The organism is Streptomyces sp. 1222.5, assembly GCF_900105245.1.
GTDB classification, from domain to species: domain Bacteria; phylum Actinomycetota; class Actinomycetes; order Streptomycetales; family Streptomycetaceae; genus Streptomyces; species Streptomyces albidocamelliae.
In genome coordinates, this window is record NZ_FNSZ01000001.1 from 4,941,957 (window position 1) to 4,961,786 (window position 19,830).

Sequence of the window (19,830 nt, forward strand, 5' to 3'; positions counted from 1 at the left end):
TCGGGGCTCAGCCGACGCTGATCGAATCGAGCTTCTCGCGCAGGTACACGTGCGAGTCGACCGGCGGGTACGCGACCCGGCCCACCGGCGCCGGTACCGACTCCACAAGGGTGCCCGGGGTGCACTCGCCGAAGTAGACGAGAGACATCAGCTCCTCGGCGGGCGCGTCCACGGGCGGGGGCAGCACCCGGTGCCGTCCCGACCGCCACCGGTCACCGGTCCAACGGGCGAGCAGGTCACCGATGTTGACGGTCAGGGCCGCCGGGTCCCAGGGCGCGTCCTGCCAGCCGGCGCCGCCGTCCGCGGGGTCGGTGTACACCTGGAGTCCGCCCCGGCCCGTCTGCCGGTCCAGGATGGTGACGGTGCCGAAGTCGGTGTGCGGCCCGATCCGGAACTGCCCAGGCCGCGGCCGGCCGACCACCTCCGTGCCCGGGTACCAGTTGATGTTGAAGCCGTACGTCGGACGGTCCATGTGCCGGGAGAAGATGTCCGGTTCCAGCCCGAGCGCGTGGCCCAGCAGGGACAGCAGCTCCTTCTCCAGCCCGGCCATCCGTGCCAGGTACTCCTGGCACAGCGGACGCAGCCCGGGGACCTCGGCGGGCCACACGTTGGGCGCGTACCACTCGGCGTCGACGGCCGGGTCGCCGAAGGGCTCGTCCGTGGCGAAGGTCAGCGACTCCTTCAGGTCGGGCGGCGTCTCGGTGCCCTCCGCGTACCCGTTGGCCTCGGCGCCGGGGCCGAGCCAGCCGCGTCCGCCGACCCGGGCCGCGTACCGCCGCTTGACCCCGGGCGGGAGCAGGAAGAACCGCCGGGCCGCGGACCGGATCCCGGAACGCAGGAGCGGGTCCACACCGTGCCCGGTGATCAGCAGGAACCCGGCGGTCTGCAGGGCCCGGTCGACGGTGCGGGCGAGGTGCGCCCGGGCCTCGGCGTCCCCGTCGCGCCACGGACGCAGGTCGACGGCCGGGATCGGGGCGGGCGTCTCAGTCACCGATGTCCTCGTTCCACAGGTCCGGCTGGTCCTCGACGAAGGAGCGCATCATCGCCGTGCACTCCGCGTCGTCCACGACCAGGATCTCCACTCCGTGCGCGGCCAGCCAGTCGTGCCCGCCGTGGAACGTCCGGGCCTCGCCGACCACGACCCGGGAGATGCCGAACTGGCGGACCAGGCCGCTGCAGTACCAGCAGGGGGACAGGGTGGTGACCATGGTCGTGCCGCGGTACGTGCGCTGCCGGCCCGCCGCGCGGAAGGCCGCCGTCTCCGCGTGCGCCGAGGGGTCGCCGTCCTGGACCCGGCGGTTGTGCCCGCGGCCGAGGAGGGCACCGTCCGGGCCGTACAGCGCGGCGCCGATCGGGATGCCGCCCTCGGCGAGGCCGGCCCGGGCCTCCTCGACGGCGGTGGCGAGCCAGACGCGGACCTGTCGTTCGTCCATGACCTCACTCTGCCTCCGGGACGGGCCGGCGTCACGCACCGAAGGGGTGAGGCGGGCCTTCCACAATTATCTGACGGTCCTTCACATGCGCGTGGCCGCACGTTGGTTGGGCGTTCCGCCGGCCGTCGTCTCGGACGGCGACGATCCTGCCCCCGCTGACGCAGGAGAAACGGGTGGCCACACACAGAGCCGAGACCGACAGACCCCGTCAGGCCGGCGAGCCGCGCCTGAAGGTCGGCGCCCCGGCCGTCACACCCCGGCGGCGCTCGCCGGCGCGCAGGCTGATCCCCCGCGCCGTCGCGGCGGCCACCGCCCTGTGCGCGATCGTCGTCCTCGCCCGGGGGCACGTCGGACTGCCGTTCGCGCGCATCGTCACGATCCAGGCCAAGATGGCCTCGAAAGCCGACTGCTTCGAGGACCCCGAGGTCCAGCGGCTGCTCGTCCGGCACGGCTTCCGCGTGCACATCACCCGCATGGGATCCCGCGGCATCGCCCAGCAGAGCTACGACGACTACGACATCGTCTTCCCCTCGGGCCAGCCCGCCGCCGACCTGATCACCCGCAGACGCGCGGCCGAGGGCCACCCGGCGACGACGTACCACCCCTTCGTCAGCCCGATCGTGCTCGGCACCTACCGCGAGTACGCCGAGACCCTCCGGGCGGCCGGGATCGCCACCCCGCTCCCCGGCGCGCCCGCCGGAGCCCGGCCGCTGTACTACTCGCTCGACATGGCGAAGTTCCTGCGGGCGACCGCCGACGGCCGCCGCTGGGACGGCCTCGGCATCGACCGGCACGGCATCCACAACGGCAACAAGGTGCTCGCCCAGACCTCCGACATCTGCGAGGCCAACTCCGCCGGCACCTACCTCGGCCTCGTCTCCTACGTGTGGAACCACGACAACATCCCGCAGACCCCGGCCGAGGCGACCCGCTTCGCCGAGCGGATCCGGCTCCTCCTCAACGACCAGGGCATGCCGTCCTCGGAGAAGAACGAGACCTACGTCTCCGCCGAGGGCAAGAGCATCTCGCCCATCGCGGTGATCTACGAGCACCAGTTCCTCGCCCACCAGATCGCCGCCCGCGCCGGCACCGGACACGTCGACGGCGAACGGGTGCTGCTCTACCCGTCGGCACGGTTCGTCACCGAGCCCCAGCTCATCGCGCACCGGCCGCCGAGGTACCGCTCAGCGAGATCGGCGAGTTCGTCATGGTCACCGGACGGTTCGAGGCCGGCGACCGGCGCGAGGCGACACTGGTGATGCGGGCACCCTACGGGGACGGCGGACCGGCCGCCCGTCTGCGGGTCGTGCCGCGCGCCGACGGACTGCTCACCCCCGAAAGGGAGCTGCCCGAGGGCCAGTTCCAGGCGCACTGCCTGGGCAAGGTGACCAGCTGGGACCCCCGGGCCCGCCAGATCGTGCTCCAGTACCCGGTGGCCGTCTTCCGCTGACCCGCCCGCGCCCGGCCCGGCCCGTGCCCCGCATCGGGCAGGCCGTCACTCGGACCCGGGCTCGGGCTCGTCCTTCCTGAGGGACTTGAGGAACTCGGGGTTGTCGTCGGGGGCGACCCAGCCGGCACCCGCGGTGCCGTGCCCGTCCGGCGAGGCGGAGCCGTACGCCCCGGCGCCCCGCGCCTTGCCGGTGATCAGCCAGGCGACCGGCCCGACCAGGACCTCGCCGAAGAGCAGGATGATGATCACCCACACCACCTTCGGCAGGTGGCGCACCTCTTCCTCGGGGGTGTTCAGACAGTCCACGAACGCGTAGATCCACAGCGCCAGGACCAGCAGGAACGGCAGATACCTGAGCATGGTCGTGCGATCTCCCGACGGTGTGAGGCGGCCCCGGTGACCGGGCCAGGGTAGCGGGTGGCCATGATGGTTGTTCCTTGATCGCCGATGACCGACGGCGGATCGAAGGGAACGGGGGAAGGCGCGATGGGAGTGCGTACACGCAGGCGCCGGGCGGCGGCCGGGGTGGCCGCCGGCGGGCTGCTCCTCGCCGGGCTGCTGGTGGCGCGGGAGCTGTCCTCGCCGGTGTTCGGCCTGCGGCAGGGGCCGTTGGCGAAGGACGCGGCGTGCACGCGGATCGCGGACCGCTACCCGGACCGGCTGGACGGCGACCGCCGCGACCGGGTCACCTTCGAGGGCCTCGCGGTGTGGGGCCACGGGGCGGTGCGGCTGCGCTGCGGCCTGACACCGCCGGTGCCCACGAAGGACCCGTGCTTCTCCGTGAACGGCGTGGACTGGGTACTGAGGGAGGCCGCGTCCCGGGACGGGCGGAAACTCGTCGTCACCTACGGCAGGCGCCCCGCCGTGGAGCTGTCGATCGCGGACTCGGTACGGCAGCCCGACGCCGTCCTGACGGAGGTGAGCCGGCTGGTCGCGCCGGTCCGCCAGAACGACCACTGTCTGCGGAGCGGTTGACCGGTCAGCGGGCCTTCTCGCGCAGCAGTGGGCGGGTGAGGCCCGTGACCTCCGCCTCCGTGAGGGGGCTGACGCACAGGCCCGCCAGCTTCCCGTTCCGGTCGATGAGCAGGGTGTACGGCAGCGACTGGGGCCGGAACTCCCGGGGCAGCCGGGTGAGCAGCCGGCCGCCGGGGTCGTGCAGGCTCGGGTAGGCCAGGCCGTGGTCGCGCTGGAACGCCAGGCCCGCCCCGCGCTCCGCGTCCGTCTCCAGGCCCAGCACCTGTACGCCCTTCGCCTTCAAATGCTTCTGCGCACGGGAGAGTTCGGGCGCCTCGGCACGGCAGGGGCCGCACCAGGGCGCCCACACGTTCAGGACCACGACCTTCCCGCGGTAGTCGGAGAGGCGCACGGACCGGCCGTCGAGGGTGCTGCCGGCGAGGTCCGGCGCGGCACCGCGGTCGGCCGCCGGGACGCTCCTGAGCGGCGGCCCGGACGCGCCGCCCGGCTCCGTCGCGGGCGCGCACCCGGCCAGGGCGAGCAGCAGGGCGAGAAGCGGCAGCCGGCGGTGACGTCTCATGATCGACGAGTATTCCAGCCGCGCCACCGGCGAACGGGCGGGGGTGGCGCCGGGACAAAGCGGTACGTCGGCGATACTTGGCCCCATGGCTTACGACGATCTTCGCTCCCTGCTGCGGGCGCTGGAGCGCGAGGGTGACCTCAAGCGCATCAAGGCCGAGGTCGACCCCTACCTCGAAGTCGGGGAGATCGTCGACCGGGTACAGAAGTCCGGGGGCCCGGCGCTGCTCTTCGAGAACGTCAAGGGCTCCGCGATGCCCCTCGCGATGAACGTCTTCGGCACCGACCGGCGGCTGCTCAAGGCGCTGGGCCTGAAGTCGTACGGCGAGATCTCCGAGAAGATCGGCGGCCTGCTGCGGCCGGAGCTGCCGCACGGCTTCGTCGGCGTGCGCGAGGCCTTCGGGAAGCTCGGCGCCATGACGCACGTGCCGCCGAAGAAGGTGAAGTCCGCGGCCGCGCCGGTGCAGGAGGTCGTCCTGCACGGCGACGAGGTCGACCTGGACCGGCTCCCGGCGCTCTTCACCTGGCCCCAGGACGGCGGCTCCTTCTTCAACCTGGGCCTGACCCACACCAAGGACCCCGAGACCGGCATCCGCAACCTCGGCCTGTACCGCCTCCAGCGCCACGACAGGCGCACCATCGGCATGCACTGGCAGATCCACAAGGACAGCCGGAACCACTACCAGGTCGCCGCGCGCCGGGGCGAACGGCTGCCGGTCGCGATCGCCTTCGGCTGCCCGCCGGCGGTGACGTACGCCTCCACCGCCCCGCTGCCCGGGGACATCGACGAGTACCTCTTCGCCGGGTTCGTCTCCGGCAGGAGGATCGAGATGGTGGACTGCAAGACGGTTCCGCTCCAGGTCCCGGCGAACGCCGAGGTCGTCCTGGAGGGCTGGCTGGAGCCGGGCGAGATGCTGCCCGAGGGGCCGTTCGGCGATCACACCGGTTTCTACACCCCGCAGGAGCCCTTCCCCGCGCTGAAGATCGACTGCGTGACGATGCGGAAGCGGCCGCTGCTCCAGTCGATCGTGGTCGGCCGCCCGCCCACGGAGGACGGCCCGCTCGGCCGCGCCACGGAACGCTTCTTCCTCCCCCTGCTGAAGATCATCGTCCCGGACATCGTGGACTACCACCTGCCCGAGGCCGGCGGCTTCCACAACTGCGCGATCGTCTCGATCGACAAGAAGTACCCGAAGCACGCGCAGAAGGTGATGCACGCGATCTGGGGGGCGCACATGATGTCCCTGACCAAGCTGATCGTCGTCGTGGACGCCGACTGCGACGTGCACGACCTGCACGAGGTCGCCTGGCGCGCCCTCGGCAACACCGACTACGCCCGTGACCTCACGGTCGTCGAAGGCCCCGTCGACCATCTCGACCACGCCTCCTACCAGCAGTTCTGGGGCGGCAAGGCGGGCATCGACGCGACGAAGAAGCTGCCCGAGGAGGGCTACACGCGCGACGGCGGGTGGCCGGACATGGTCCTGTCCGACCCGGATACGGCGGCCCTGGTGGACCGCCGCTGGAAGGAGTACGGCCTGTGAGCAGCGCGTCCGCCGCGATCCCCCGGCCGGGGCGCACCAAGGCGTTCCTGCGGCTGGTGATGATCGAGCACTCGGTCTTCGCCCTGCCCTTCGCGTACATCGCCGCCCTCACGGCGATGTACCAGTGGGACAGGAACATCCACTGGGGCCGGCTGCTGCTGGTCACCGTCTGCATGGTCGGCCTGCGCACGTTCGCGATGGCCGTCAACCGGATCATCGACCGCGAGGTCGACGCCCGTAACCCGCGCACGGCCCACCGCGAACTGGTGACGGGCGCGATGTCCGTGCGCCACGCCTGGACCGGCGCCCTCGTCGCTCTGGTGGTCTTCCTCGGGTCGGCCGCCCTGCTGAACCCGCTGTGCCTGGCCCTCGCGCCGGTCGCGGTGATCCCGATGGTGGTCTACCCCTACGGGAAACGGTTCACCGACTTCCCGCAGGCCATCCTCGGTCTCGCCCAGGCCATGGGCCCCATCGGCGGCTGGCTGGCCGTCTCCGGGTCCTGGTCGTGGGACTCGGTGATCCTCGGCCTCGCCGTGGGCGTCTGGATCGGCGGCTTCGACCTGATCTACGCCTGCCAGGACGTCGAGACCGACCGTGAGATCGGCGTCAGGTCGGTGCCGGCCCGCTTCGGCATCCCGGCGGCGATCTGGGGTGCGCGCGCCTGCCACACCGTCACCACGGCGCTCTTCGTCTGGTACGCCCTGGCCACCCACGCCGGCGCGTTCTTCTGGCTGGGTCTGGCGATCGTGGCGGGCGCCTTCGTCTACGAGCACCGCATCGTCCGCCCGCACGATCTGTCCCGCCTCGACCGGGCGTTCTTCTCGGTCAACGGCTTCATCGGCATCGCCCTGTTCGTGTGCGCGCTGCTGGACCTCCTGGTGCGTGGTCTGACCGTCTGACCGGCCGGCCTGACACCCGGATTCCGCGCGGTGGGCGACCCGGCCTGAGGCATGGGCGACCCGCCGGTACGCTCAAGGTGTGAACGCAGGAGAATCGCGGCGCGAGCCTTGGATCGTGGGGGTGTCCGGAGCTTCCGGTACGCCGTATGCGGCTGCCGTGCTGCGGGCGCTGCTGGGGGCGGGGGAAGCGGTCGACCTGGTGGTCAGCCGGGCCTCGCGGCTGACGCTGCTGGACGAGACGGGGATCTCGTTCCGTGACGCCCACTGGCAGGAGGACCTGCGGGAATGGCTTGCCCGGGGCGCCGACGGCAAGCCCGGGACCTTCGACGTGGACGTCAGCGGGGTGCGGTACTGGGGCGCGGGCGACCTCGCCGCCGGGCCGTCCTCGGGGTCGTACCCGGCGAAGGGGATGCTCATCGTGCCGGCCTCCACGGCCTGTGTGGCCGGTGTGGCGCTCGGCCTGTCCAAGGACCTGCTCCAGCGGGCGGCGAGCGTCACACTGAAGGAGCGCCGCACCCTGGTCGTCGCCGTGCGGGAGACCCCCCTGAACGGACAGACACTGCGGCATCTCGTCGCGCTGGACGACGCCGGCGCCACGGTCGTGCCGGCCTCGCCCGCCTTCTACGCGGGCGCCACCCACATCCAGGACCTGGTGGACTTCGTCGCCGGCCGGGTGCTGGACGCGGCGGGCGTCGGACACGGCCTGTACCGGCGGTGGCGGGGCGAGCTGGGCGGCGGCACAGCCGGCCGGTAGCGCCCGCCGGGAGCAAGGCGCAGTACCTCTCATCACACTTCGGAACTCTTCAGCGGAAGGCTTCGATCGCATGGACGCGGTGGACAGGCAGCTCATCCAGGCCCTGAGGGAGAACGGCCGGGCCTCCTACGCGGAGCTTGGGCGCCTCGTCGGCCTGTCGGGACCCAGCGTCACCGACCGCATCAACCGGCTGGAGGCGGCGGGAGTCATCACCGGCTACCGCGCCACGGTGAACGCGGCCTCCCTCGGCCTCGGCGTCATCGCGCTGATCGGCATCTCGCTCTCCGACGCCGCCGACCACGAGGACGTGGCCCAGCGGCTGCGGGACCTGCCGGAGATCGAGGACTGCTGGTTCATCGCCGGTGACGACTCCTTCATGCTCAAGGTGCGTTCGACGGACGTCGACGGCCTGGAGAAGACGATCAGGCGGCTCAGCGGCACCAAGGGCGTCTCCCGCACCCGTACCACGATCGTGCTGTCCACGAAGTGGGAGAACCGGGTCGGGGAGCTTCCCGAAGAGGTCTAGGGATACCGTTGGTCGGGCTGTCGGAGAAAGGTGTTGGCATGGACGTCGGTCTCAAGCGCGAGCTGGAGGAGAAGGTCCGCTCCGGTGAGCGGCTGTCCCGCGAGGACGGCATCGCGCTGTACGAGTCGGACGACCTGGCGTGGCTCGGCGGGCTCGCGCACGAGGTGCGGACCCGCAAGAACGGTGACGTGGTCCACTTCAACGTCAACCGGCACCTGAACATGACCAACGTGTGCACGGCCTCCTGCGCCTACTGCTCGTTCCAGCGCAAGCCGGGCGAGAAGGACGCGTACACGATGCGCATCGAGGAGGCCGTCAAGCTCGCCAAGGCGATGGAGTCGGACAACCTCACCGAGCTGCACATCGTCAACGGCCTGCACCCGAACCTGCCGTGGCGGTACTACCCCCGGTCGCTGCGCGAGCTGAAGGCGGCCCTGCCGAACGTCTCGCTGAAGGCGTTCACGGCGACGGAGATCCACCACTTCGAGACGATCTCCGGTCTGTCGGCCTCCGAGATCCTGGACGAGCTGATCGACGCCGGTCTGGAGTCGCTGACCGGCGGCGGCGCCGAGATCTTCGACTGGGAGGTCCGGCAGCACATCGTGGACCACCGGACCCACTGGGAGGACTGGTCGCGCATCCACCGGCTGGCGCACGAGAAGGGTCTGAAGACCCCGTGCACCATGCTGTACGGCCACATCGAGGAGCCGCGGCACCGGGTGGACCACGTGCTCCGTCTCCGCGAGCTGCAGGACGAGACGAACGGCTTCCAGGTCTTCATCCCGTTGCGCTACCAGCACGACTTCGTGGACATGAAGGACGGCAAGATCCGCAACCGCCTTCAGGCCCGTACCCAGATGGCTACCGGCGCGGAGGCCCTGAAGACCTTCGCGGTCTCCCGTCTGCTCTTCGACAACGTGCCGCACGTGAAGGTGTTCTGGGTGATGCACGGCGTGCAGACCGCCCAGCTGGCCCTCCAGCACGGCGCCGACGACATGGACGGTTCGGTCGTCGAGTACAAGATCACGCACGACGCGGACAACTACGGCACGCCGAACAAGCTGACCCGCGAGGACCTGCTCGACCTGATCCGCGACGCGGGCTTCCGCCCGGTGGAGCGCAACACCCGCTACGAGATCATCCGCGAGTACGACGGCCCGGACCCGGCCCGCCGCGACTCCCCCCAGCCGATGCGAGTCTGACCTCCTGACCGGCGCCCGCTGTCCCCACCCAGGGGCGCGGGGAACTGCGCGCCCGGCCACCGCGCACCCGCGGACGACACACGGCCCGGGTGCGCCGACGGGCGGTGCCTTCCCGGTCGGCGCCCGCTGTCCCGACCCAGGGGCGCGGGGAACTGCGCGCCCGGCCACCGCGCACCCGCGGACGACACACGGCCCGGGTGCGCCGACGGGCGGTGCCTTCCCGGTCGGCGCCCGCTGTCCCGACCCAGGGGCGCGGGGAACTGCGCGCCCGGCCACGAGGCACCCGCGGACGACACACGGCCCGGGTTCCGCCACCACGCACCCGCGGACGACACACGGCCCAGGCCCCCGCGGCGGGTACTCGGTCCCCATGGCCACCCGAACCCCCGAGGACGCGTACACGGCGGAGCCCTTCGTCCCCGCCCGCAAAGGACTCGCCGCCCTGCGCCGGGCCGCCGCCGACTGCCGCGGCTGCCCCCTGCACCGGGACGCCACCCAGACCGTCTTCGGAGCCGGCAAGGCCTCCGCCCGCGTGATGCTCGTCGGCGAGCAGCCCGGCGACCAGGAGGACCGTCGGGGCAGGCCCTTCGTCGGCCCCGCCGGCAGACTCCTCGGCCGCGCCCTCGAAGAGGCCGGCCTGAACCCGGCGGACGCCTACGTCACCAACGCCGTCAAGCACTTCAAGTTCACCCGGTCCGAGCCGGGCAAGCGACGCATCCACAAGCCGCCGACGCTGCGGGAGGCAGCCGCCTGCGCCCCGTGGCTCGCGGCCGAGCTGGCCGTCGTGGAGCCGGAGCTGATCGTGATCCTGGGAGCCACGGCCGGCAAGGCGCTGCTCGGCTCCTCGTTCCGGGTGGGCCCGGTGCGCGGGACCGTGCTGGAGGAGGAGATCCACGGGCGCCCGGAGCGGCTGGTGCCGACCGTGCACCCCTCGGCCGTGCTGCGCGCGGACGACCGGGAGGGCGCCTACCAGGGCCTGGTGGCCGATCTGAAAGTGGCTGTGCAGGCCCTCGGGTAATAGATACACTCCCGCCATGCCCCTTACCTTCACGCTGAACCCGGCCCTCACCCCTGCCCTGCGCGACGGCATCCTCGATCTGTGGACGGACGTCTCCAACGCGGGCGGAGCCGTCGGCTTCGTGCCCCCGGTGACCCGCGAGCAGGTGCGGCCGGAACTGGTGCGGCATCTCGCCCAGATGACCGAGGGGCGTACCCGGCTCGTCGTCGGTCACGACGAGGGCGGCGAGGTGGCCGCGACCGCCTTCCTCACCCACAACACGCACCGGCTGATGACGCACTGGCTGTGGCTGTACACGGTGATGGTCCACCCGAGGCACCAGGGCAAGGGGTACGGCCGCGACCTGCTGGCCGCCGCCGCGGACGCGGCCCGCGGTCTCGACGGCATCGAGGCGATACGGCTGACCTGCCGGGGCGGGCTCGGCCTGGAGCGCTTCTACGGCTCCTGCGGCTACAAGGAGGTCGGCCGGGTGCCCGCCGCCATCCGCGTCGCCCCGGACGACGACCGCGACGACGTCACCATGCTGCTGCCGCTCGGCTGACCCCGCTGAATGATCGCCTGCCGGCCGTGCTTCACTGGACGATGACCCTTTTTGGAATCGGAAGACTGGATTGAGATGCTCCGCTACACGCTGATGCGCTTCGGCATCTTCGCCGGCTGCCTCGTCGTCGTCTGGGGAGCCGTCTACTCCGGCATCTTCCCGCGGGGCTACGGCAACGCCAACTTCTTCTGGGTCCTGCTGCTCTCCCTGGTCCTCTCCGCGCCGGTCAGCTGGGTGGTCCTGCGCAAGGAGCGCGAGCGGGCCTCGGTGCACGTCGCCGGCCGGGTCGACCGGATCAAGGCCAACCTGGACGCCAACCGCAACCAGGAGGACGGCGTCGAGGACCCGGCCGCCGCGCAGGGCCGCGCATCCTGACCGAGTACCCGACTCCCGGTGCCCCCGGCCCCAACTAGGCTTGTCCCATGGGTGCCGTGAAGACCAAGCGGATGCCGCGTGCGGTGCGGGAGCAGCAGATGCTGGACGCCGCCGTACGGATTTTCGGCCGACGCGGGTACATGGCGGCGTCGATGGACGAGATCGCCGAACTGGCGGGCGTGTCCAAGCCGTTGGTGTACCTGTACCTGAATTCCAAGGAAGACCTGTTCACCGCGTGCATCCGCCGGGAGGCCGCCGCGCTGACCGAGGCGGTGCGCACCGGCGTGCGGCCGGACCTGCCCGCCGACCGGCAACTCTGGGACGGGCTCCAGGCGTTCTTCGCGCACACCTCGGAGCATCCCGACGCCTGGTCCGTGCTGCATCTGCAGGCCCGTACCCACGGTGAGCGGTTCGCGGCCGAGGTCGCCTCGATGCGCGAGGAGATCGTGGCGTTCGTGACCCGGCTGATCGCGGTCGCGGCGCGGGACGCCCACGGGGATCCGCACCTGCCCGAGCGTGAGGTCGCCGGGCTCGCCGAGGCGCTGGTCGGCGCGGCCGAGTCCCTCGCCGCGTGGGCCAACACCACCGCCGGCGTCACGGTCCGTCAGGCGGCGGCCACCCTGATGAGCTTCGCCTGGTCGGGCCTCGGCGCCCTGCTGGGCGGCCAGGTGTGGACCCCGCCCACGACCGAGGCCTAGGGGCGTCTCGTTTGGATCATGCCCGCGTCGCGCGAAAAGGCACCGTGAGCCAGGCCGGCCTGATCCACACGACAGGCCCTAGTAGTGCTTCGTTAGGTTCTCAGTCTGGTTCTGTTGCGGGGCAGGGTTCGGCCGCAGGTAGTGCAGGTGCCGGTCCAGCACTTCAGCAGGTCCTGGAGTGTGTCGAGGACCTGGTAGAGGGTCAGGCCGGCGTCTGGGCTTTTGGGTCGAGTCGCCTGAGGGTGAGGAAGGCCTGGGCGGCGGTGACGAGGGTGACGTGGTGGTGCCAACCGCGCCAAGTGCGGCCCTCGAAGTGGTCCAAGCCCAGGCCGTGTTTGAGTTCGCGGTAGTCGTGCTCGATCCGCCAGCGCATCTTCGCCCACCTCACCAGGTCGGCGATCGGGGTGCTGGCTGGCAGGTTGCTCATCCAGTAACCGGTTGGTTCGGCCGCGTCTTCGGGCTGTTCGACGAGCAGGGTCCGCAGCGGCAGCACTCCGTCCCAGCGGCTGCGTCCGCCGGCCTGTTCTTGCGCGGTGCGGGTGGCTTCCTTGCCCGACGGCCGCACCTTCAGCATGGCGAAACGCGAGGTCATTCCACCTTTGCTGCCCTGCCGCCAGGTGACCTCCTCGAAGCGGGTGCGGGCGTCGATGAGGTCGGGCAGGGGCCGGGCCGGCTCGCGGTAACGGGGCAGTGTGGGCGGCCCCAGGCCGCCATAGGCAGGCTGAGACGGCTCAGCCGTCGCAGGTCGAACGATCTCTTTGGGATCCACCGCCATCACGTAGGACCAGCGGCGTTCCTCGAGCGCGAGCCGGAAGGAGACGCTGCGGCCATAGCCGGCGTCCGCCACGATCACCGGCACCACCAGCCCCTGGTCGGCGAGCCGGTCCAGCAGGCCGAGTGCCAGACGTGTCTTGGACGCGTGGTCGACCTCGTCGGGCACCCCGGCCCGTCGGCGCCGCAGCTGGTCCCCCGCCCATTCCTCGGGCAGGAACAAGTCCCACTCCAGTGGGCACGAAGCGGTGTCGGTGGCCGCGTGGACACTGACCGCGACCTGGCAGTTCGCCCGCTTGCCCAATGCTCCGCAGTACTGCCGGGCCACCCCGACCGACGCGGTGCCGCACTTGGGGAACGACACGTCGTCGACCACCCACACATCGGGAGCGATCACCTCGCACAGCCGCTCGGCGATCCGCCGCCGCACCGGCGACCACTCCCACGGCGACTGGTTCACGAACTGCTGCAGGGCCTGCATGTTCCCGTCCGGCAGCCGTTCCGCCATCGGCTGGATCGACTTGCGGCGGCCGTCCAGCATCAGACCCCGCAGATAACACTCGCCCCAGCGGCGTTGATCCCGCCGCGGCACCGACTCGAACACATCGGCAACGAACTCCGCTAACTCACCCCGGAGCAGTTCCACTTCCCCCAACCTCATACCGGAAAGGCTGCCCACCACCAGGCGAGATCACCCAACGTAACGAAGCACTACTAGGGGGCTTCGCCCCGAACGCCGCCGGACAGCGGAACCACCTCGCCGGTGAGGTGGAGCCTGCCGTCCGGGCCCCGCAGGGAGAAGCGGCCGGCGCCGTCGGCCCCGTACGTCACCGCCCCCGGCAGCAGCACCGGCGCCCGGAACTCGGCCCGCACCACGGCGGAGCCCGCCGTGCCGTGGGCGGCCAGGCAGCGGGCCACGGTCCACATGCCGTGCGCGATGGCCCGCGGGAAGCCGAACAGGCGGGCGGTGAACGGGTGCAGGTGGATGGGGTTGCGGTCGCCGGAGGCGGCTCCGTACCGGCGTCCCACGTCCCCGGCCAGCCGCCACTCGGCGACGGCGGGCAGCGCGGTGTCGTCCCGCCGCGCCCCGGCTGCCGTACCGCCCTCGGTGCGGTGCCGGGCCAGGTAGGTGCTGCGGGACTCCCAGACGAGGTCGCCGCCGGACCGCAGCCCGGTCACCACGGTGGCCTCGGTCCCGCGCCGGTGCGGGGTGAGTCCGTCGACGTGCACGGCGAGTTCGTACTCCCCGGTGGCGGGCAGGTCGGCGTGGCGGACGATCTCGATGGACGTGTGGACGAGGCCCAGCAGCGGCAGCGGGAAGTCCCGGTCGCTCATCAGGCGCATGGCGAGCGGGAATCCGAGGACGTGCGGATAGGTGACGGGCAGCGCATCGGCGCCGGTGGCGAAGCCGCACACCCGCTCGTACGCGGCCAGTCTCGCGAGGTCGACGCGGAGGCCGGGGAGCAGGAGCCGGGTGCGCGGGTGGCCGGCGCCCCGGGCCGGGCGCTTGAAGGGGGAGCGCAGGGCGCCCCGGGCCAGCAGCGGGGCCAGTGCCGGGGGCGCGCTCAGGGTGACGGTGCTCATCTGGGGCTCCGGTGGCGGTCGGCCATGTGTGACTCCCGCGCGGCTCGGTTCCGAAGGGCTGACAAATTCTTACTCCAGAGTAAGGTTACCGGAGGTAAGTCAAAAGTGAGCCCCCCTCACATAACCCGTGAGGCTGCACATCCCCGGCCCCGGACCCTTCCCGAACCCGCACAACCCCCTCACGGCGGACCCGTACGATCACCTGCCTAACCGTCGGTAACCCTCATTTCGGTGGCCACCGCCGGTGTACGCACGCCTGAGGAGCCGCCCGTGTCCACCCCGTACCAGAACGCCCCCGTCTCCTCCGGCGCCCCGGTCTCCGCCACCGACTACGACGGCCGCCCGGTCCTCGTGGAACCCGAGGTCCGGCGCCTCGACGGGGCCGTCCGGGAGGCGTCCGTACCGCCGTTCGCGCCACCGGTCACCCATGGCTCGCTGGCCGACCTGCCGTTCGAGAACGCCGAGGCGGCCCCCGGTGCCGTCGCGCTCAGCCGCCGACTGCCCGACGGCAGTTGGGCGGACGTCACCGCCGCGCGGTTCGCCGAGCAGGTGCTCGCGGTGGCCAAGGGGCTGATCGCCGAAGGACTGCAGCCGGGCGACCGGATCGCCGTGATGGCCCGCACCCGGTACGAGTGGACCCTGCTCGACTTCGCCTCCTGGGCCGCGGGCCTCGTCACCGTCCCCGTCTACCCCACCTCCTCCGTCTTCCAGACCCGCTGGATCCTGCACGACTCCGGCGCGGTCGCCCTGGTCACCGAGACCGCCGCGCAGGCCGCCGCCATCGGCCCCGAACTCCAGCACCTGCCCGACCTCAGGCACCTGTGGGTGATGGACAAGGACCACGTGGAACGGCTCGCCGAGGCGGGCGCGGAGGTGCCGGACGGCGAGGTGGCCGTACGCCGGGGCATGCTCGGCCCCGACACCCTCGCCACGCTCATCTACACCTCGGGCACCACCGGCCGCCCCAAGGGCTGCGCCCTCTCGCACGGCAACTTCTTCGCCGAGGTCGACAACGCCATCGAACTGCTCCACCCGGTCTTCAAGGCGCGGGGCGAGGAGCCGTCGGTCCTCCTCTTCCTGCCCATGTCCCACGTCTTCGGCCGGATGGTGGCCATCGCCTGCGTCCGCGCAGGTGTCCGCCTCGGCCACGCGCCCAGCCTGGCCGCGGACGACCTGCTGCCGGACCTGGCCGCCTTCCGGCCGACCGCGCTGCTGACCATCCCCTACATGCTGGAGAAGATCTTCAACTCGGCCCGCGCCAAGGCGGAGGCGGGCGGCCGGACGGCCGTCTTCGACCGGGCGGTCGCCGTCGCCCGCCGCTACGGCGAAGCCCTCGAAGCCCGCCAGACCGGCACCGGCAGCGGACCGAACCGCGCCCTGAAGACCCAGCGCACCCTCTACGACCCGCTCGTCTACCGCCGTCTGCGCGCCGCCATGGGAGGCCGCGTCCGGTACGCGATCTGCGGCGGCTCCCCCCTCGGCCGGCGCCTGGCCGCCTTCTACGCCGGAGCCGGCATCGAGATCTTCGAGGGGTACGGCCTCACGGAGACCACCGGCGCCTCCACGGTCACCCCGCCGCTCAAGCCCCGCCTCGGCACCGTCGGCTGGCCGATGCCCGGCACCCGGGTCCGGATCGCGGCCGACGGCGAGATCCTGCTCGCCGGCGACCACGTGCTGCGCGGCTACTGGGACCCGCAGGCGGGCGGAGTCGTCCCGGCGACCCGGGACGGCTGGCTGGCCACCGGCGACCTCGGCGAACTGGACGACGAGGGCTATCTGACCATCACCGGCCGCAAGAAAGAGCTGCTGATCACTGCGGGCGGCAAGTCGGTGGCCCCGGCCCCGCTGGAGAACTGGCTGCGCCAGCACCCGCTGATCTCCCAGGTGATGCTGGTCGGCGACGGACGCCCGTACGTCGGCGCGCTGATCACCCTCGACCCCGACGGCATCACCCACTGGCGCCAGATGATCGGCAAGCATCCCGTGCCGCCGGAACTCCTCACCGGCGACCCGGAGCTCGCGGCCGTCCTGCAGCGCGCGGTGGACGAGGCGAACAAGCTGGTCTCCCGGCCCGAGTCCATCCGCCGGTTCGCGGTGCTGCCCGTGGACTTCACCGAGTGGTCCGGCCATCTCACCCCGTCGATGAAGCTCCGCCGGGACCAGGTCATGCGGGACTTCGCGAAGGACGTGGAGAGCCTGTACGAGCGCCGCTGACCGACGGTCGGCACCCGCTCCTCGCCGGTCCCGTCTCGTCCGGACTCGACGGGGCGCGGAGCGGGTTGCCGCCTGGGTCGGTCGCGGCCCGCACACGATCCTCGTACGCGCCCAACGCCCAGTCAATCCTTGGGTTTTCTCCTCAACCCCAAGTGCTAGCTTGGGTGTTGTGACCCTGGACGATCTCCGTGTGTTCGTGGCCGTGTGCCGCGCGGGCAGCCTGAGTTCGGTCGCCCGCGACCTCGGCTGCACCCAGTCGGCCGTCAGCCAGCACGTCAAACGGCTGGAGCGGGAGACCGGGGTGGCGCTGCTGGAGCGCCGCCCGCGCGGAGTCGTCCCGACCGGGGCCGGCCGGCTGCTGGAAGCCGCCGCGGCCGAGGGCATCTCCGGTCTCGACCTCGCCGTACGACAGCTGCGCGACCTGGTCGACGGCCACGGCGGCCACGTCCGCGTGGCCACCGGCGCGACCACCGTCCGGCACTTCATGTCCGACGCGGTCGTCACGTTCCGCCACCGCCACCCCCGGGTCAATCTGGAGTTCCGCACGGTCAGTTCGGGCCGGGGCGCCTTCGACGCCCTCGCCGACGGCACGCTGGACCTGGCCTGGATCACCATCGGTCCGCCGGTGCGGGGCATCGAGCAGCGGACGGTCGCGCAACTGCCGTGGCTGCTCGCGGTCCGCGCGGACGACCCGCTCGCCGGCCGCCCGCGCCTGGACCCCGCGGAACTCGCCGACGTCCGCCTCATCCGGCTGCCACCCAACTCCACGTCCGCCGCCCATCTCGAAGCGGCGTGCGCGGAGCGGGACGTGCGGTTCTCCTACGAGCCCAGCGTGGCCGACTGGGACACGGCGCTGCTCCTCGCCGAGCTGGGCGTGGGCCGGGCGGTCGTCCCCGCCGTACCCGGCCTGCCCGTCCCCGGCGAGGGCCCGTTGCGGCTGGTCCCGCTGCCCGGCCTGCGGCCGTTGCCCGTCGGCTGGGCCGTCCGCCGCTGGGACGCGCTCAGTCCTCCGGCGCGGGCGTTCGCGGACACGGTCGCCGCCTCGCGCTGAGCGGCAGCTCCGCCCAGACGGTCTTGCCGACGTCCCGCGTGGTGACGCCCCACAGCGCGGACAGCACCTGGACGACGACGAGTCCGCGACCGTGCTCGTCCAGCAGGCCGCCGTCCAGGAAGCGCAGGGGCCGGTCGCTCCGGGTGTCGCTCACCTCGATGCGCAGGGTGTCCCTGCCGGGCAGGAGTGCCAGTCGCAGCTCGAAGTCCCGGCCCGGGACGCGACCGTGGGTGACGGCGTTGGCGGCGAGTTCCGCGACGAGGAGCTGGGCGGTGTGGCTGAGGTCGCCGTCGTGCGGGAACCCCCAGGTGGCGAGCGCGCCGCCGGTCAGCCGACGGGCCAGCCGGGCGCCGCGGGGCGTGGCGCTGAGCCGCTGCACGAGTTCGGTCCGGGGGGTGGAGATTTCTACGTTCACCTCACCGAGCGTGGCCGGTTCTCCCTACGCTGACCAGGGATGACCCGGCGACTGTGCGTAGCCGTACGGGTGCGGTGGGTCCGGTGTACGGCTTGTCGGAGGGTGGCGTGGCGGAGGAGCGGAGGCCGGAGACACCGGCGGAGGCTAACGGGGCGGCGGCGGTCTTCGTCGTCCTGGGCAAGCAGCTGAGGTTGATGCGGGAGCGGGCGGGCCTGAACCAGCGGGAGTTCGGCAACCTGGTGGGGTACGGCCCCGACCAGATCTCGGCGGTGGAGCGAGGGGTACGGACACCGAGGCCGGAGTTCCTCCAGCGGGCGGACGAAGTCCTCCGGGCGGAGGGCTTGTTCACGGAGGTCATCCCGCAGGTGGAGGAGGCGATGACGAAGGCACGGACTCGGCATCCGGAGTGGTATCGGGGGTATGCGGCGCTGGAGGCACAGGCCGTCTCCCTGCACGACTACAGCACCATGGGTGTGCTGGGGCTGCTGCAAACCGAGGACTACTCGCGTGCGGTGTTCACACAGCGACACCCACCTCTCGATGAGGAGACCATCGAGAGGCGAGTGGCGGACAGGCTTTCGCGCCAGCAGATCTTCGAAGAGTGGCCGCCACCGGAGTTCAGCTTCGTCATGGAGCAGGCTGTGCTGGAACGGCCCATCGGTGGGCCGAAGGTGCACACGGACCAGCTGAGGATGCTGCTGCGGATCGGGTGCATGCGGAACGTACAGCTTCAGGTCATGCCGACAGGCCGGGAAGTGCACCCCTCACTTGGCGGCTCTTTCACCTTGCTGATCCCGAAGGGGAAGGAGCAGGTTGCGTACATGGAGGTTCAGGGCCACCCCAAGCTGATCACCGACCGAGAAGAGGTCCGCGTTCTCGCTGCTCGCTATGGGATCATCCGGGCGCAGGCCCTCAACCCGCATGAGTCCCTGGCCCTGATCGAGGAGGTGCTGGAAGAGCGATGAACATAGAGCAGTTGACCTGGTCCAAGTCCAGCTACAGCGACGGCGAGGGCGGCCAGTGTGTCGAGGTCGCCCTAGAGGCCACCGCCATCCACATCCGCGACTCGAAGCGGCGGCCCACCGCCCCCCATCTCACCGTGACGCCCACCGCGTGGTCACTCTTTCTTCTGGGCGAGAAGGAACGCCTGCGGGACTGACTCGCCCCACGCCTCCACGGGTTCCCGGACGGTGACGGCGCGAAGGGCGAACCCGGCGCCGGACAGCAGTTCCGCCATCCGCTCGGGGCGGCGCCGGTGGAAGTCGAGGACCACGGGCCGGCCCCAGGGACGGTCGAGGCGGAGCGGCACGTCACCGGACTGGAAGGCGAGCAGCGCGAGGCCGCCGGGAGCCAGTACACGGTGGAACTCGGCCAGCAGCACGGGGAGTCGTTCCACCGGCGTGTGGATGCTGGAGTACCAGGACACGACACCGGCCAGCGAACCGTCGGTGAGGGGCAGCTCCAGCATGGAACCTTGCTGGAACCGGACCGCGGGGTTGTCCCGGCGGGCGATGGCGATCATGGACGCGGACAGGTCGAGGCCGAAGACGGACAGGCCCAGCCCGGCCAGGTGTCCGGTGATCGCCCCGGGACCGCAGCCGAGGTCGGCGACCGTGCCGTCGGGCCCCACCTGCTCCGCGAACGCGCCGAGCAGCGCCCGCTCCAGCGGCCTGTCGTCGAGCGGGTTCCGGAAGTGGTCGGCGTAGTCCTCGGCGATGGTGTCGTAGAAGGAGCGGGTGGCGGTCAGGAAGTCCTCGGTCTCGGTCATGGGGAGGGACCGTAGCGAGCGGCACTGACATCCCCTCTAGGCTGCTGCCGTTGG

24 protein-coding genes are annotated in these 19,830 nt (G+C 71.7%); 16 read left to right on the forward strand and 8 right to left on the reverse strand.

The features are described from left to right. Positions 1–7: 7 nt before the first annotated feature. The gene (locus tag BLW57_RS22240; RefSeq protein ID WP_093476799.1) at positions 8–991 is read right to left on the reverse strand and encodes an isopenicillin N synthase family dioxygenase; all 984 of its coding nucleotides are present in this window, start codon (positions 989–991) and stop codon (positions 8–10) included. After that, the gene (locus BLW57_RS22245; RefSeq protein ID WP_093476800.1) at positions 984–1,433 is read right to left on the reverse strand and encodes a nucleoside deaminase; all 450 of its coding nucleotides are present in this window, start codon (positions 1,431–1,433) and stop codon (positions 984–986) included. The genes BLW57_RS22240 and BLW57_RS22245 overlap by 8 nt, the downstream gene beginning before the upstream one ends. 173 nt (positions 1,434–1,606) lie before the next feature. Here BLW57_RS22245 and BLW57_RS22250 point away from each other — a divergent pair, with 173 nt between their 5' ends. Beyond that, positions 1,607–2,692 (forward strand): hypothetical protein, encoded by a 1,086-nt coding sequence (locus BLW57_RS22250; protein ID WP_093476801.1) that lies wholly within the window; start codon positions 1,607–1,609, stop codon positions 2,690–2,692. Then, entirely contained in the window at positions 2,689–2,883 is a 195-nt protein-coding gene (locus BLW57_RS22255; RefSeq protein WP_218138117.1) for a hypothetical protein, read from the forward strand. The genes BLW57_RS22250 and BLW57_RS22255 overlap by 4 nt, the downstream gene beginning before the upstream one ends. Positions 2,884–2,928: 45 nt before the next feature. Here the strand turns inward: BLW57_RS22255 and BLW57_RS22260 are convergent, their stop codons facing one another. After that, complete coding sequence (locus BLW57_RS22260) at positions 2,929–3,243, reverse strand: PLD nuclease N-terminal domain-containing protein (RefSeq protein ID WP_093476804.1); 315 nt, start codon at positions 3,241–3,243, stop codon at positions 2,929–2,931. A gap of 126 nt (positions 3,244–3,369) precedes the next feature. Here BLW57_RS22260 and BLW57_RS22265 point away from each other — a divergent pair, with 126 nt between their 5' ends. Then, complete coding sequence (locus BLW57_RS22265) at positions 3,370–3,858, forward strand: DUF3515 family protein (protein ID WP_093476805.1); 489 nt, start codon at positions 3,370–3,372, stop codon at positions 3,856–3,858. 4 nt (positions 3,859–3,862) lie between these two features. On the opposite strand, the gene BLW57_RS22270 is transcribed toward BLW57_RS22265, so the two are convergent. Beyond that, a complete protein-coding gene (locus BLW57_RS22270) occupies positions 3,863–4,417 on the reverse strand; it encodes a TlpA family protein disulfide reductase (RefSeq protein ID WP_093476808.1) in 555 nt (184 codons plus the stop codon). Positions 4,418–4,502: 85 nt separating this feature from the next. Between BLW57_RS22270 and BLW57_RS22275 the strand changes: the two genes are divergently transcribed. The 9 genes from BLW57_RS22275 to BLW57_RS22315 all read left to right on the forward strand — a co-directional run bounded on the left by BLW57_RS22275 (position 4,503) and on the right by BLW57_RS22315 (position 11,973). Further along, a complete protein-coding gene (locus BLW57_RS22275; RefSeq protein ID WP_073901829.1) occupies positions 4,503–5,960 on the forward strand; it encodes a menaquinone biosynthesis decarboxylase in 1,458 nt (485 codons plus the stop codon). Beyond that, the gene (gene mqnP, locus BLW57_RS22280; protein WP_093476811.1) at positions 5,957–6,859 is read left to right on the forward strand and encodes a menaquinone biosynthesis prenyltransferase MqnP; all 903 of its coding nucleotides are present in this window, start codon (positions 5,957–5,959) and stop codon (positions 6,857–6,859) included. Before BLW57_RS22275 ends, mqnP begins: the two co-directional genes overlap by 4 nt. Before the next feature lie 79 nt (positions 6,860–6,938). Further along, positions 6,939–7,613, forward strand: coding sequence for a UbiX family flavin prenyltransferase (locus BLW57_RS22285; protein WP_093476813.1), 675 nt, complete (start codon positions 6,939–6,941; stop codon positions 7,611–7,613). Between the two features lie 70 nt (positions 7,614–7,683). Then, positions 7,684–8,139 carry an Lrp/AsnC family transcriptional regulator gene (locus BLW57_RS22290; protein ID WP_073901832.1) on the forward strand — a complete coding sequence of 152 codons (456 nt, stop codon included), beginning with the start codon at positions 7,684–7,686 and terminating at the stop codon, positions 8,137–8,139. Positions 8,140–8,177: 38 nt separating this feature from the next. Then, on the forward strand, positions 8,178–9,341 hold the full coding sequence (gene mqnE, locus BLW57_RS22295) for an aminofutalosine synthase MqnE (RefSeq protein ID WP_093476816.1): 1,164 nt from the start codon (positions 8,178–8,180) through the stop codon (positions 9,339–9,341). Positions 9,342–9,711: 370 nt separating this feature from the next. Further along, positions 9,712–10,359 carry a UdgX family uracil-DNA binding protein gene (locus BLW57_RS22300; RefSeq protein ID WP_093476818.1) on the forward strand — a complete coding sequence of 216 codons (648 nt, stop codon included), beginning with the start codon at positions 9,712–9,714 and terminating at the stop codon, positions 10,357–10,359. A 16-nt stretch (positions 10,360–10,375) separates the two neighbouring features. Beyond that, the gene (locus BLW57_RS22305) at positions 10,376–10,900 is read left to right on the forward strand and encodes a GNAT family N-acetyltransferase (RefSeq protein WP_093476820.1); all 525 of its coding nucleotides are present in this window, start codon (positions 10,376–10,378) and stop codon (positions 10,898–10,900) included. Positions 10,901–10,975: 75 nt separating this feature from the next. After that, entirely contained in the window at positions 10,976–11,275 is a 300-nt protein-coding gene (locus BLW57_RS22310; RefSeq protein WP_093476823.1) for a DUF4229 domain-containing protein, read from the forward strand. 47 nt (positions 11,276–11,322) lie between these two features. Then, the gene (locus BLW57_RS22315; protein WP_093476826.1) at positions 11,323–11,973 is read left to right on the forward strand and encodes a TetR/AcrR family transcriptional regulator; all 651 of its coding nucleotides are present in this window, start codon (positions 11,323–11,325) and stop codon (positions 11,971–11,973) included. Positions 11,974–12,175: 202 nt separating this feature from the next. Here the strand turns inward: BLW57_RS22315 and BLW57_RS22320 are convergent, their stop codons facing one another. Together BLW57_RS22320 and BLW57_RS22325 are read right to left on the reverse strand one after the other, a co-directional pair. Continuing rightward, complete coding sequence (locus BLW57_RS22320; RefSeq protein WP_093476828.1) at positions 12,176–13,405, reverse strand: IS701 family transposase; 1,230 nt, start codon at positions 13,403–13,405, stop codon at positions 12,176–12,178. Between the two features lie 53 nt (positions 13,406–13,458). Continuing rightward, on the reverse strand, positions 13,459–14,328 hold the full coding sequence (locus BLW57_RS22325) for a MaoC family dehydratase (protein WP_093476831.1): 870 nt from the start codon (positions 14,326–14,328) through the stop codon (positions 13,459–13,461). 270 nt (positions 14,329–14,598) lie between these two features. Between BLW57_RS22325 and BLW57_RS22330 the strand changes: the two genes are divergently transcribed. Both BLW57_RS22330 and BLW57_RS22335 read left to right on the forward strand, forming a co-directional pair. Next, entirely contained in the window at positions 14,599–16,542 is a 1,944-nt protein-coding gene (locus BLW57_RS22330) for an AMP-dependent synthetase/ligase (protein WP_093476833.1), read from the forward strand. 169 nt (positions 16,543–16,711) lie between these two features. Then, positions 16,712–17,593, forward strand: coding sequence for a LysR family transcriptional regulator (locus BLW57_RS22335; RefSeq protein ID WP_176985684.1), 882 nt, complete (start codon positions 16,712–16,714; stop codon positions 17,591–17,593). Here BLW57_RS22335 and BLW57_RS22340 read toward each other — a convergent pair. Next, positions 17,544–18,008, reverse strand: coding sequence for an ATP-binding protein (locus tag BLW57_RS22340; protein WP_093476835.1), 465 nt, complete (start codon positions 18,006–18,008; stop codon positions 17,544–17,546). The genes BLW57_RS22335 and BLW57_RS22340 overlap by 50 nt on opposite strands. A 107-nt stretch (positions 18,009–18,115) precedes the next feature. Between BLW57_RS22340 and BLW57_RS22345 the strand changes: the two genes are divergently transcribed. Both BLW57_RS22345 and BLW57_RS22350 read left to right on the forward strand, forming a co-directional pair. Continuing rightward, on the forward strand, positions 18,116–18,973 hold the full coding sequence (locus BLW57_RS22345; RefSeq protein ID WP_256339555.1) for a helix-turn-helix domain-containing protein: 858 nt from the start codon (positions 18,116–18,118) through the stop codon (positions 18,971–18,973). Beyond that, positions 18,970–19,167 carry a DUF397 domain-containing protein gene (locus tag BLW57_RS22350; protein WP_093476839.1) on the forward strand — a complete coding sequence of 66 codons (198 nt, stop codon included), beginning with the start codon at positions 18,970–18,972 and terminating at the stop codon, positions 19,165–19,167. The genes BLW57_RS22345 and BLW57_RS22350 overlap by 4 nt, the downstream gene beginning before the upstream one ends. Here BLW57_RS22350 and BLW57_RS22355 read toward each other — a convergent pair. Beyond that, positions 19,126–19,776, reverse strand: a complete 651-nt coding sequence (locus tag BLW57_RS22355; RefSeq protein WP_176985685.1) for a class I SAM-dependent methyltransferase — start codon at positions 19,774–19,776, stop codon at positions 19,126–19,128. The two genes, BLW57_RS22350 and BLW57_RS22355, sit on opposite strands and share 42 nt — an antisense overlap. Between the last annotated feature and the right edge of the window lie 54 nt (positions 19,777–19,830).